Genomic DNA, 15522 nt, shown 5'->3' on the forward strand with positions numbered 1-15522 from the left:
ATTGTTATACATACATAAAATTCTAATATATATTTATATACTTAAAATGTATGAAGTAAAAATTCAACATAAATCACACTAAAATAACTCAGAGAATCCAGAAGTAAACAACAGTAAAATAGATAGGAATTATACAGAAAAATAAAAAATAAAATTTATAATTAGATCTTAGGAATAAAATATAAAAACTCGCTAGTAACGATTTTTTATCGATACAAACTAACTACGGTTCATAAATTAAAAACTATATTTTATATAATATGCATAAACTTTATTAAGCTTTAATTAATTAATTATAAATAACACATATAACCTGTGTCCATATTTATGGAAACATAAAATTTTTACGAAAACATTATCTTAAAATAACATAGATTAATATAGTACAAGTATAAATTAATTAATCATTTAGATTGCCTCAATAAATTACACACTAACCATCAATAATGGTTCCTACAACAAGCCCAATAACTATATTTGTTGGTACAATAAGAAAAACTATCTTATCCCTTAGAGATGGATAACCCTAGTAACCATAAATCTCAATTTATTTTTTATCACCAATAAAAAACAAGAAACATGATTACAACTTCATAAATCACTTATTATATACAATAAAATACTTGATCATGACTACGTACTAGTATGTAAATTCAATATCGAAACTCTTAATTGACCATCCTTATCTATATTGTGTAGATATACAATCTAAAGTATGACAAATTACATATTAAAAATATCATAAAAAATTTTAATTTTCTTAAAAAGTGCCCATATCAAATAAAAAACTAAATTTCTAATTAATTAAGAAACCATATTAAAATTAATGTTCACGCATTTTCCAAAAAACTATTTCCGGATATCGTTCTTGAATCATACTTAGATGAACCATGGTTGGAGCAATATACGTGAGATTTTCACTACCATCTAACGCTAAGTAAGTTGCATTTTTTCTTTGAAACTCCTGAAGTTTACTCGTATTATTGCATGTAACCCATCGTGCAGCAACAATTTTCATTTCTTCATAAGCTGCTATCACATTATATTCATTTTTTAAACGTGAAACTACCACATCAAATTGTAAAACACCTAACGCTCCAACAATCAAATCATGATTATTTAATGGTCGAAATATCTGTATCGCACCCTCTTCTGAAAGCTGAACCAAACCCTTAAGAAGCTGTTTTTGTTTTAATGGGTCACAGAGGCGAATACGACGAAAAAGCTCTGGTGCAAAATTTGGAATACCAAAAAATTTTATCTTTTCACCTTGTGTAAAAGTATCACCAATTTGGATCTTGCCATAATTGTGCAATCCAATAATATCTCCTGGATAGGCTTCTTCAGTCTGATAACGATCACCGGCCATAAAAGTTAACGCAGAAGTAACAACAAGATTTTTTCCAGTACGCACGTGATATAATTTTATACCTTTTTTATATTTTCCAGAAACTATGCGCATGAATGCTACGCGATCACGATGCTTTCGATCCATGTTAGCCTGGATTTTAAAAATAAAACCACTAAAATCCTGATCCATTGCAGTCACAATCCGCTCATTGCTATAACGAGGTAATGGTGAAGGCCCCCAGTCCACTATGCCATCAAGTACATGATCAACACCAAAGTTACCCAATGCAGTACCAAAAAATACTGGCGTCATAGTACCCTGAAGAAACTGATGACGATCAAAAACTGATAAGGCACTTTCTATTAACTCAACTTCTTCTCGTAACTGCTTAGCAAGAACTTCGCCAATAGCTATCTCTAACTCTGGGTTATTTAAACCCTTGACTACACGAACTTCTTGAATCATATGCCCCTTTCCAGACTGATATAAATAGGCCTCATGTCTGTATAAATGATAAACACCCTTAAATAACTTACCAAAACCAATAGGCCAGGTAATTGGAGAACAGATAAGCTTTAACTTACTCTGCACCTCATCCATAACTGTAATAGGATCACGAATCTCACGATCCATTTTATTCATAAAAGTCAAAACAGGGGTACGATGTAGACGAGTAACATGCATCAACTGACACGTACGATTCTCTACACCTTTTACTGCATCAATTAACATAAGACAACAATCCACAGCGGTTAATGTTCGATAAGTATCTTCCGAAAAATCTGCATGACCCGGAGTGTCAAGTAAATTAATTAAACTCCCACGATAAGGAAACTGCATAACCGAGGTACTGATAGAAATACCGCGCTCTCTCTCCATATTCATCCAATCCGATCTAACGGATCTATTAAAAAAAGAACCTTTGACTGAACCAGCAATCTGAATAACCCGCCCCAAAAGCAATACTTTTTCCGTAATTGTAGTTTTCCCAGCATCCGGGTGAGAAATAATAGCAAAAGTACGTCGTCGTGCCACTTCTTTAGAAAAAGATATATCTGACATAAAGATTCTTCTAATTTAGCATGCAATCTTATATAAATCGCATAAAGTAATGTATTAAAAATTAACCTAATATGGTTATTAGTATCTATAAAACCCAACAATAAGTATAAAAATAAAAACATTAATTTTAAACTATATTGATAAACCATATAAACGATCTTGTTATTTTACAAAAATAATACACTATAGAATTGAAATTAAATCATTTAGTCACTAAATTTAGTTCATAACTTTCCTTATTTAAGTTAACTTTTAAAAAAATTACCGTCATGTAACATACAACGCAACGAAATATCCATTTCAATCTATAGGAAAAACTTCAATTCATATCATTTCAATGAATAATTTCTCACGAACATTTAAGTATCATAAAAATATGATACACAAAAGCAGAGATGTTTATGCAAACAGTATAGACTGAAAATAATCTAGTATATAAAGCAATATCAACTTAGCTCGTCAATCAATCTCTTTGATAATAACTTGAAAATTATATAAAAAATTAAAATCAAAATATTCAAATACTTAAACAGTGTATTACAGACTATATTATACTCATAAATCCTTCGCTTTCCATAATCTAATCTAAAAGTAATCCCACCAGTCATTTCACAGATAACATATCATAATATAAAAAATAAGATGATAAGAGAAAGTTACTAGATAGAATTAAGATTCCAATAAATATGAGCCTGATTTATACCTAAGTGATATTAAAAAAATATATATCTGTTCCCGTAATACGGGATACAGCACTACATATGACCAAAACACTTCTAGAACCATGACTACATTCAATGATTATTCAAACACTAATATCCTTAAATATATTTAATAACTTATAAATATCAGATCGAAATACAATTCGATGACCTATGTATGTAAAAATTTAATTTAAGACTAAATTTAAAATACATTCTATCAATCTATTAGAATACATACTGTATAAACTGCGCTCAGAATATCTGAAACTACTCATAGAGCTTGTTTAATATAATATTATAATCAGTGTGATATGCCATAATTCAAAGTTGTATCTAACAGTGAAAACGTTATATCTTAGACAAAGATCATACATAAACCTAACTTAATATCTATGATCATAACTAATATTTACTATCTAAGTACCCTAATACTACTAATTCAATCGACTCTCTGGTACAAAACTTACTATTTAATTCAATATTCATATTATGATCAAACCAAAGCTTCATAATAATTTCTTTTTTTTATCGAACGAATCTATAAAATATCTATATTCTAATTGATACAAGTATCTAAATAAAAATGGAACGATTACGCACTTAAATTAAAAAAGACATAATCTACTAAATTATTCTTGTAACATTTCTACACATATATTAAATAAAATTCTTAAAAATAAACACAATACTTAGAAGAAAAATCTAATTTCTAAATCATATTTAATTACGTTTAACAAAATTTAATTCCAGTTAGTAATTTGCAAACTAACTCATTTTATTTTTATAAAAATTGACTAAATCTATAACAATTTATTTTTTTAGAATATAAAGAATAATTACAAAAAATACATGAAAACAGTAAAGGTAAAAATATGAAACCAAGCACTTCAGAAGTTCGTCAAATGTTTCTTAATTTCTTTCAAAAAAAAGGGCATAAAATTGTACCTAGCAGTTCCCTAATTCCAAAAAATGACCCAACAATATTATTTACTAACGCTGGAATGAACCAATTCAAAAATATTTTTCTTGGTAAAGATAAACGAAACTACTCTCGAGCCACTAGTTCTCAAAGATGTGTGCGCGCTGGCGGAAAACATAACGACTTAGAAAAAGTAGGTTTTACTGCCAAACATCATACTTTTTTTGAAATGCTGGGAAACTTTAGCTTCGGTGATTACTTCAAACACGAAGCAATTGCTTTTTCTTGGGAATTATTAACTAGCCCTCATTGGTTTAATCTTCCAAAAGAAAAATTATGGGTTACTGTCTATGAAGACGATAATGAAACCTTTAATATTTGGAAAAAAGATATCGGAGTGGCACCAAATCAAATTATTCGCATAGGTGATAAGAAAAACACACTATATGATTCCGATAACTTCTGGAGCATGGGCGAAACCGGTCCATGTGGACCTTCTTCTGAAATTTTTTTTGATCATGGACCCAAAATTTTTGGTAACCCCCCTGGCACCTTAGGTGAGAATGGTGACAGATATATTGAAATCTGGAATATTGTATTTATGCAATTTAATCGCCAATTAAATGGCACTATGTTACCATTACCTCAGTCATGCGTGGATACTGGAATGGGATTAGAAAGAATTACAGCAATCCTACAAAATGTACACTCAAACTACAAGATTGACATCTTTACCAAACTAATCCAATCAGTCGCCGAAACCATAGGTACGACAGATTTAAATAATAAATCTTTACATGTTATCGCAGATCATATTCGATCCTGCGTATTTTTAATTGCAGATGGAGTAATTCCATCAAATGATAACCAAGCGTATGTATTACGACGTCTAATTCGACGCGCAGTGCATCATGGAAAAATGCTAGGAGCCAAAAAAACCTTTTTCTTTAAACTTGTAGATCCTTTAATTGCAATCATGGATATAAATGATGATAATTTTACCAAAAAAAAGAAAAAAATAGAAATGATTCTACAAAATGAAGAAGAACAGTATACCAAAAATATAGAGAGAGGAATATTGCTTTTAAATACAGAAATCACACAACTACAAGATCGCACCTTAGGCGGTGATATTGCATTCCGTTTGTATGATACATTCGGGCTTCCTCTAGAATGGACTGAAAACATATGCAAACAACATAATATAGAAATTGATAAAATTGGATTTGAATATGCAATGACACAACAACGCCAACAAGCACGTAATTCCAGTCGTTTTCATACTAAAAATCAAACCGCAATTTACATGACTCAATCTTCCGTATTTAAAGGATACGAACATTTACAATTACAAACAGTAATTACTTCTATTAATATCAACGGAAAAACCGTAGAAACTATTAACCCTGATAAAAATGGAATAATCTTTCTTGAAAGTACGCCTTTCTATGCGGAAGCTGGCGGACAAATAGGTGATAGCGGCAACCTCTATGGTAAAAAAAATTCTCATTTTTCTATTCATGATACACAAAAATATTCTCAAGCTATTGGACATAGTGGTCAGATGATCACCGGTGAATTACATATAGGTGATACAGTAATAATAGAAGTAAATGAAACAAGACGAAAATCTATTTGTTTAAATCACTCAAGCACCCATCTTTTACAAGCAGCCTTACGGCAAGTGCTTGGACAACATGTTGAACAAAAAGGATCATTTGTAAATGACTCCTCTTTACGTTTTGATTTTTCTCATTACCAACCTATGACATTAGAAGAAATACATACCGTTGAAGAAATAATTAATTCTAAAATTCGATTAAATTCACGGATTGAAACTCATGTGATGAAACTAGAAGATGCAAAATCATCTGGAGCCATATCATTATTTAACGAAACATATAATGATTATGTACGAGTTCTACAGATAAATGACTTCTCTATTGAGCTATGTGGAGGGACTCACGCTAAAAGAACAGGTGATATTGGCCTTTTTCACCTAATCTCTGAATCAAGTGTAGCAGCAGGAGTTCGTCGTATCGAAGCAGTTACTGGAGATAGAGCTTTATTAGTACTACAAAAAGAAAATGAACAGTTATTCAATATAACTAACCTTTTGAAGGCTAATCGTTACAATATATATGAAAAAATTAACTCCTTAATAAATCATACTCATAATTTAGAAGAAAAAGTAAAAAAACTCTATCAACAGAAAGCTCTTGAAACCAAAAATTTTCTGGCTAACAATTTTATGACAATAAAAGGAGTTAAGATCTTGATACATACTTTCAACGATCTTGAACCCAAACTATTACATATAATAGTAAAAAAATTAAAAAACCAAATTAAATCAGGAATTATCGTTTTAGCAAATATTATTGATGAAAAAGTTTTTATAATTGCTAGCGTGACTTCTGATCTTACAGGGCGAGTCCAAGCTTGTAAAATTATAGAAATCCTAGCCAAAAAAATTGATGGAAAGGGAGGTGGTCATCCTAATATAGCTCAAGCAATGGGTTTAAAAATTACCACACTACCAAAAGCCTTAATTGACATTAAAGAATGGCTATCGGAACACCTGTAATATCTAATCTAAAACTTCTCTATGTTCAAAGAAAAAACTAATGTTCTGTTCTAATTAATAGAAAAGATACTTGTTCGGGTAAATAAGAATTTACTAAAAATTTATATAACCCATAAATATCTTTAACAAATCATTACCCTGTTCTATGTAATAGAACAGGGTAATGATTAAAGTTAGATTTTAACCATAAAGATTAAATATCCTATAAAAAACAAAATAATATAAAAATATTTTGTGATATCCTTTGAAGATCTTTCGCTTATGAAATCAAAATATTACAATCCACCGTACTTGAATTAAAATAGTGATTCGGCCTTACTAAACACACAAGATTTCAACTTAAAAAGTATCTCCAATGTAAGAGATACAATTACAGAATATGTGAATTAATCTTATACATGATATCACATCAGATCTTTTAATCTCTCTGGGAGAACAATATGCTTATTCTCACTCGTCGAGTGGGTGAAACCCTAATGATTGGCGAAACAGTGTCCGTAACGGTACTAGGTGTTAAAGGTAATCAAGTGCGTATTGGTATTGCTGCACCACAAGATATAGCAGTACATCGTGAAGAGATCTTTCAGCGTATACATAAAAAAAATACAAAAAAAGAATAAATTAACACTCCTTTATTATAGACTAGTCTTAAAAATCTTATTTAAAAATCGAGAGTTCACGTTTTTGAAATATGTAAAATTATTCTCTAATAATAGAGATAACATCTATAATCATTAGACAAATCAAAAATTGAAAGAATAATGAAATATAAAGAACTCTCGATATTAAATAAAAAATCAAGAAACATCTCTTACTTTTGAAGTAATACATTATAATCTACTTAAATACTATAATTAGTATTTTATCTACATAAGAAATAATCTTGCAAACTCTAAAAAATAAAAGACTTATTAATAATCTCTAATTAAGTTAAATTGTAATACTTTAAATTGATCTTAATTTAATCTAATAAACTATGAGTTAAAAGAATCTGTTTTTGTTATTTATTAATCTTATAAAAATACAAGTATTTATTTAAGAAAAATAAATAAATATTGATAATTTTATGTCACAATATTGTCATCTTTACACCATGTTAAAGCTTAGAATAATGATAATTCTAATAACAATTGTTATTGAAAATAACATGAAGAATCAATATTATTCCTATCTTATTAACATGCATACAAAATAATAAAATTTATTTAAAATATTGTAAAAATTAGACTGATTACTAAAACTACTAATTTGAGACTCTATATTAAAGAGAGATCTCTCTATGTTTTTAACAGTCCATGCAATATATTCTAAATACTTAGAATCTCAATGCCATTGTTCAATCAATGATATAACAATCAATTCAATCTCTATTTTTTAAATATGACTATATACCTAGTTACTAAAATAGTAATTCATTCTTTCTGGTTAAAATAATGAATTTACAACAAAATAAACTATATCAATTAATATACTTATAAGTATTAAGGATTTCTTACAACACATCAAAATAGCAAATTAAATTTGCAATATATCCATTATATTAAAATATATACTTTTAGCTATTACTAATAAAATAATAATATCTTTAGATATAATAACTAAAAAATAAAGCTACTTAGATCATAAAACTATCATATATAAATACTATCTCGTATTTTTATTAGATAATGGTATCTCTTCGTCTATATTTGATCTAGATAGATCCAAGCTATCTATCTAGAGACCTATATTAATTAATTATAAACAATTACGCTCTAATTCAGAATATTTCCCTAGCCAGATTGTCTAGTTAATATAGAATATTTTTAATGCTATGTACCATTGACACGAAAAATCAGATATCAGAGACTATATTCAAGATTTGCTAAAAGATTTTACAGGCGTATATAAGTGTGATTATTACCAGATATCTAGTATGGGAGACCATTAAGAATCAGTTAATTATTCTTTTTATCTTACTTTTCATCTTCTTTTTTCAAAAATTAATAAAAACCCTTTCCTCTCTAGAAGGAGGAGAGATCGCTATTAATACAATATTAACTATTTTAGGACTAGGCATGCCAAAAATGGCACAACTAATCCTACCGTTGAGCCTATTTTTATCTATTCTCATCACTTTTGGCCGCCTTTGTACAGATAGCGAGATCACAGTTATGCAAGCATGCGGATTGGGTCATAGCTCACTGATTAAATCTGCAATGATTTTGATTGCATTTACTACATTGGTATCTATACTGAATAATGGCTGGATAGAACCTTGGTCTACTAACTATGAAAATGGAATATTGCAAAAAATTCGATCTAATCCTGGTTCAGCCATGCTTTGGCCTAAAAAATTTCAAAAACTTGAAAATGGACAAGTCACTCTATTTATTGAAGAAAGAACAGGAAATCAATTAAAAAATATTTTTCTTGCTAAATTAAGAAAAAAAGATAATACATTACCTTATGTAATTATCGCAAAAAATGGAAAAATATCAGAATATAATCATAATTCTAGTATTACTACACTTACTCAAGGCACTTGCTTTCAAGGTCATCCAGTACTACATAACTTCCGTATTACCAGTTTTAAAAACTATCAATTAATACTGACTCATGATCAATCAGTAACTAAAAAATATAATGTTGATCAAATTAATCTAAATACTCTTTGGATGACCAGTTCTAGCTCTCCTGTAAGAAGGAGTGAATTACACTGGCGACTGACACTAATTTTCTCAGTATTAGTTATGGGATTAATGGCAGTACCACTAGGTATAGCTAATCCTCAAAAAAGCCGCATACCATCAATACTTATCGCAATATTTCTTTATCTAATATTTTTCTTACTTCAAAGTTTGATGCATTCAGCAAGCAATCAAAACCGTATGAACCCTGCTTTATCAATGTGGATAATTAATTTTTCCTATCTGACAGTAAGTATACTGTCTAATACATGGAATACACTGCTAGTACGTCGCTTACGTGCTTGGTTGTTTCACCAAGGAGATCTCTAAATATGTTTGGAATTCTTGATAAATATATTGGTAAAACTATGTATAAAATGATTATGACAACACTGTTTTTACTAGTATCACTCTCAAGTATGATTAAATTTTTTGACCAGTTAAGACAAACTGGAAAAGGAGAGTATACAGCCCTAAGTGCTTTTGTATATACATTACTTACTATACCGAAAGACATTGAAATATTTTTACCAATGGCAACTTTACTTGGAGTTTTGATAGGATTAGGGTCGCTTGTTCGACACCGAGAAATAGTTGTAATGCAAGCATCAGGCTTTACACGTATAAAAATTACTAGATCTGTAATTAAAACTGCGATTCCACTTATGTTGCTATCCCTAGCAGGTGGTGAATTTATTGCGCCCCAAGGAGAGGCGATTGCACGAACATATCGAGCCAATAAACTAACTAATCATAACATCGTAACTACTAAATCAGAGTTATGGGCTAAAGACAATAATGACTTTATCTTTATTGAACATATCTGCAATAATAAAACACTTCTTGGCGTTAGTATCTATTCCTTGGGATATAACCATAAGCTACAAAATATATGCTATGCATCGTCTGCAATATACAATATTAATAAAAAAGCATGGAATTTAAAAAAAGTTTCTCAATCTAATCTATCTGATCCAAATCAAATAAAAAATATTCAAATATTAAATAAAGAATGGAAGACATCTTTAACACCCGATAAACTTGATTTTATTACATTAGACCCAGCAACATTATCAATTAGTGGATTGTATCGCTATATATCATATTTAGAGCAAAGCGGTCAAATCACTAATCTATACCAACTTAACATGTGGGGAAAAATATCGCAGCCACTTGCGGTGGCAGCCATGATGATCATGGCGTTATCATTTATATTTGGCCCTCTTAAAAACATGTCTACCACTAAACAAATAGTTATAGGGGGGGGTTTGGGTAGCGCTTTTTACTTAATTAATCAAATCTTTAGACCGTTAAGCTTAATTTACCATATACCCCCAATCCCAACAGTAGTGCTCCCAAGTGCTATATTTTTTAGTATTAGTATAATATTGTTAGAAAAATGGAAACAGTAAATAATAATTATCGAAAAACTCAAGTCTAGAATCTTTGGCTTCTATATTTTATATCACTATATTATATATACTTGTTAAGTTCATACTTCCAGATAAATATGTTATTAAAAATTTTTATATGGTCTGATTAAAAAAAACGACATTATAACCATAACCATAGTTAATATCTAACTATTTATAATTATCATACAAATGATAATGTATTCAAATAACTTTAGCAAACAATATCAAATAAAAATTATTAAATATTATATTGTACAAAAATAAATAGAACAGTAGTTTTGCATAGAATAAACTTCTAGCAGTTTATGCCTTTATTGTTAAATATAAAACTTATGGAAATTACTATCCATAAAACTTACAGACGATAAGATCTCAAACTTTATTTTTTACTAATATTCATTCGATAATCATAATTTTTTCTTCTAATCAAAACACACATATTATCTACAAATAATCTTAAATTAATTTATTTTTTTAATATTTAGAAAGAAAAACAGATAATAATATAAACTCTTTATCAAAATTAAGGAATAAGTAATTCAATGATAACTGAATATCTGCTGAATAATCCCAAATATCTAAAAAATTACTTCTACATTTAGATTCTAAATTAACTTTCAATTAAAGATGCAAAATACCAAAATACAGTATAATCTTAGAAAGAAATATCTATGAAATCTATTCTTGTCCTATGTAAAAATATAAGAAAATCTTTAAAAAATATCTATCTTAGGACAGAGCAAGTAATTTTCTTTAAGAAGCTCTAAATATAAAAATAAAATAAAATTCACAAGACATCCACACAACTAATATTATCTTAACGAATAGTTAATTCTAAAATACAATAACATTTTTGTAGAATACCCAAAGGTTTAAATATAACTCAGTAGTTTCTGCACTAGAAACATTATAATCACCATATTTTACTATCATTGTTATTTAGAGTACTTCTGCTTTAATATTTTATTTTCCCTTATACTTTCATTATCAACAGGCTCCGAATAATCCTTAGTCTTAAGAAGAGTTACTTATCATCATAATAATTAAGCTATATAGTGATCATACTAAATAACGAATCTATTTTATAACTCAAATATAAATCTAAAAATAAAAATCTAGTAGATATAATAACTGAATATAAGCTATGTTTTACAACTAACCAAAATTAAAATTCATCTAAAAATAATTCAATATCTTAGATTATTAAAATATATAAAATGATTTCTATATATGTAATAATAACAGAATAACTCATGAAAAATTATTACAAAGTATTCTTAAAAACCTGAGCAATACAACATATGCATATACACGATCATCACAGTATATTTAATATTATAAGATTAATTATCCTTACTTTCAACTTCAGAACAACTAAATTTGTAATCTTGTTGATATCTAATATTACACACTCAGTTATATATTAATTACCAATAGAATGCGTTATATAAAATAATAAATGCTATTCTATAATGAATGTCTCTAGTATAGATTTAGAGGTACTCTATTTTCTTATGACACATAATATAAACTATTATTACTACAATCTCATTATATTTAATTCTTCTATTAAGGCCATTTTATTTGAGCTTTATTATATAAATTGATCTTTTACTCAAACACTCAATACTGTTTATATGCGTATTTCTTCATGATTTTTTATAAGAGCCTCCCAACATAATAATTGTTCTGTTAATAATAACTCGACATTAATGCCAGCTACTCTTGATAATCGCGAACGACAGATCATCCATTCGTAAGCACTTATGCTCAGATCCCTGGGGCTTAATATATTAGATAAGTGAACAATTAACTTCGTCTGGTCAAGATTACTAATAAATTCTCCCGCTTCCCTATTCCACTTTCCCGCATCTATAAGCAAAGAACAAAGCCAAAAAATTCGATTTAATACATCACTGTGATTTAATATAGGAAGCAACTCTAATAGATCACCTGTCAAATTATCTAATAAACCATGACAAACCTGAAGTCGAGACTCCCAAGATTTTAAATCTAACAATGATAAAGCAGCTAGAGGTGCACCAGAGGATAAACGCAATGCCGTACTAAGTTTCTCGGGTTCTTCTGAAATCTGTTTTTTTAGCCATATCAAACCCTCTGTCTCATTCATGGTTGGTAAATACCATACAAGGCATCGACTACGCAATGAAGATAAAAAAGGGGAAGGCTCATAGTTGATTAAAAAAAACCAGGTATTTGGAGGTGGTTCTTCTAATGTTTTTAATAACGCGCCGGATGCCGACTCTGTTAACTTCTCAATATCTACTAAAAAAACCACCTTGGCTCCATTTAATCTAGAATGATGATAAATTTTTTCTATTAATTTTCGTATAAGATCTACTCCAATAATATTTGTATTTTTATCAGACTCTAATTGATACCAATCCGGATGACTTGTAGCTAGCATTAACCGACAAGAATGACATTGTCCACAACTTTTTAAACCTAAGGGATTGTGACACATCAACCATCGAGCCATAGATAAAATAAGTATCTCTGCAGCCATTCCTGGAACTGTTTGAACGAGAACAGCGTGATGCCCTCTCTGAAGAAGATGTTGTGTAAGAATCTTTTTATAACTAAATCTTAACCAAGGATATCTGTGCATATTATTCTCACACAATAAATAACTATCTATTCTAACCAAAAGAAAAGCACTTTCTCTCACTTAGGAGAGAGGTAATATTCTTATAAACAAAAAGATAAACTGTATAAATCAGAATAATTTAAAAAAACTAACCATAGATACAATATTTAAACCAATAATTCTAAAGAAAAATTTAAAAAAAATACTACTCTTAAGATCAATAGTTCAAAGAAATAAAAAATAAAAATACAACTATAACTTTTCTTCTAGAGTATTTTTACTAAAAAATACTAAAAATCATTAATCAACTGCATCTAACACTCAAGCATAACAAACTAATTATCAATATAAAATTCTACTAAGTTAAGTCATGTTACCTACAAATGTGTTGATCATTTAATCAAATCTTTTATATAAAAATATATTATTCTTAATCCTTAATAATTAATTAATATTAATTTACAATAATCAACAACCTTATCCTAGAATAAGAAATCAAAACAATTATGTTTATTTCCTAAAAAATCTTCTATATAAATAAAAGAAAAAATACTTTATAACTAAAAAAACAAAATATATACTTACCTAATGCTTTAAGATATTGAGCATGAAAATTTTAAAAACTATAATCCTATAGAATAAATTTTTCTAAAAAATCTAATATATTTAAATGCTCATAATATACAAAATAACTCTACTGGCCTATGCACCAGTATTCATAGATAATATCGCGCATTTTTTTTAACTTCTTTATTATTAAAGAATGTGAAAAAGTTAAACCATTAACTAAAAATAATCTATTTTAGAAACAATAATATGATTATAGTAATCAGCTATATAAATTAGCTCTTAAAGATAAGAGGCCAAATGAATCCATTTTAAAAACAATATTCTAATTATTAACTTACTACCTGACATTAACATTATACTCTATCCTTGTTTTAATAATAACTATGCTTTCTTCCTATCAGAGAATTATATAAAATCATTATTATTATACATCCTTATTAAGGAATTAAAACATAAAAATTTCTATTCACAATCATCTCAAAAAATTATGGAAACCTATCTTTAGAGAACGTTAAATAGATTATTTAATCTTATGTTCGTTATAAATTACATATTTTCGAATAATTGGATCGAATTTTCGTAATGTAAGCTTTTCTAAATTATTTCGTTTGCTTTTTGTTGTTGTGTAAAAATGACTCGTCCCAGAAGACGAAATTAATTTAATTTTCTCACGCATCCCTTTTGCCATAAAATACCCCTTATCTAAATATTCCGATGATATACACGCAAGTCATCTAAAACCACCTCAATACCTTTTTTATCAATAATACGCATGCCTTGAATAGATATCCGTAGTTTAACGAAGCGTTTTTCACTTTGAACCCAAAAACGATGGGAATGTAAATTAGGAAAAAATCGTCTCTTTGTTGCATTCATTGCGTGAGATCGATTATTTCCTATCATTGGACGTTTTCCCGTAACTTGACAAACCTGTGACATATACATTCTCCAAACATAAATTATTTTTTAATAACTAAAATGAATTGACAAATCACGCTAAATATATAAAAATCAAAACTACATATAATCTTTTCAAGTCAATATTTTACTAGCTTACAGATAAAGATCTATAGCAATTTCTACAATATTATTTTATTTAAACTATTTTTAGTATTCACACTCAGTGTTTAATTTATAACCAAGACTAAGTTTTTCAATATTAGCAATCAATTAATTTTTCTATTACTAGATAATATGTAAACCTACTGTATTAAAATACTTACACTCATCTAATATAAACAATATTTAACCTGGTATATTTTAATACTATAGTAAACCTTATCTATGATTAAATCATCTATATATTTTCCTGAACTATTGATCACAATTTTTAGATACAATGCTTAACATAAAACTAAAGTTCTATCTAATTTAGATTATAGTTTGAGTTAAATAAAATGAGAAACAATTAAAAAACCATTACAATCGAAAAATCAAAAATATCTTGTATTCAATAGTTTATCTATGAAACTATTATTATCAACTAAACTATGAAAACTGAATACAAACTTTAATTCTTACTAATTACTAATTAAACTACAATCAAAAAGATTGATATCTTATCAAATACTAAATAGTTTATTTTACACTATAATATATCGTTTTTCTATCTAAAAATAGATTTCTAAAATCAAGCATAT

8 protein-coding genes are annotated in these 15522 nt (G+C 28.2%); 4 read left to right on the forward strand and 4 right to left on the reverse strand.

Annotated features, from left to right (window positions below; all coding sequences use genetic code 11):
* Positions 1-823 precede the first annotated feature (823 nt).
* Positions 824-2413 (reverse strand): peptide chain release factor 3, encoded by a 1590-nt coding sequence (prfC, locus tag HACICURT3053_RS02785; RefSeq protein ID WP_157992199.1) that lies wholly within the window; start codon positions 2411-2413, stop codon positions 824-826.
* Between the two features lie 1576 nt (positions 2414-3989).
* Here prfC and alaS point away from each other — a divergent pair.
* From alaS to lptG, 4 genes are all read left to right on the forward strand, one after another.
* Positions 3990-6620, forward strand: a complete 2631-nt coding sequence (gene alaS / locus HACICURT3053_RS02790) for an alanine--tRNA ligase (RefSeq protein WP_157992200.1) — start codon at positions 3990-3992, stop codon at positions 6618-6620.
* 440 nt (positions 6621-7060) lie between these two features.
* Positions 7061-7240: a carbon storage regulator CsrA gene (gene csrA / locus HACICURT3053_RS02795; protein ID WP_157992201.1), complete on the forward strand. Its 180-nt coding sequence runs from the start codon at positions 7061-7063 to the stop codon at positions 7238-7240.
* Positions 7241-8512: 1272 nt separating this feature from the next.
* Positions 8513-9619: an LPS export ABC transporter permease LptF gene (lptF, locus tag HACICURT3053_RS02800; RefSeq protein WP_157992202.1), complete on the forward strand. Its 1107-nt coding sequence runs from the start codon at positions 8513-8515 to the stop codon at positions 9617-9619.
* Positions 9620-9621: 2 nt separating this feature from the next.
* Positions 9622-10701: an LPS export ABC transporter permease LptG gene (gene lptG, locus HACICURT3053_RS02805; protein WP_157992203.1), complete on the forward strand. Its 1080-nt coding sequence runs from the start codon at positions 9622-9624 to the stop codon at positions 10699-10701.
* Positions 10702-12337: 1636 nt separating this feature from the next.
* Here lptG and HACICURT3053_RS02810 read toward each other — a convergent pair.
* The 3 genes from HACICURT3053_RS02810 to rpmB form a co-directional block, all read right to left on the reverse strand.
* Positions 12338-13333 (reverse strand): DNA polymerase III subunit delta' C-terminal domain-containing protein, encoded by a 996-nt coding sequence (locus HACICURT3053_RS02810; protein WP_157992204.1) that lies wholly within the window; start codon positions 13331-13333, stop codon positions 12338-12340.
* 1069 nt (positions 13334-14402) lie between these two features.
* Complete coding sequence (gene rpmG / locus HACICURT3053_RS02815) at positions 14403-14570, reverse strand: 50S ribosomal protein L33 (RefSeq protein ID WP_157992205.1); 168 nt, start codon at positions 14568-14570, stop codon at positions 14403-14405.
* Positions 14571-14584: 14 nt separating this feature from the next.
* Positions 14585-14821 (reverse strand): 50S ribosomal protein L28, encoded by a 237-nt coding sequence (gene rpmB, locus HACICURT3053_RS02820; protein WP_157992206.1) that lies wholly within the window; start codon positions 14819-14821, stop codon positions 14585-14587.
* Positions 14822-15522 lie beyond the last annotated feature (701 nt).

The sequence above is a fragment of the Candidatus Erwinia haradaeae genome (assembly GCF_900698855.1).
Classification (GTDB): Bacteria; Pseudomonadota; Gammaproteobacteria; order Enterobacterales; family Enterobacteriaceae; genus Erwinia_E; species Erwinia_E haradaeae_F.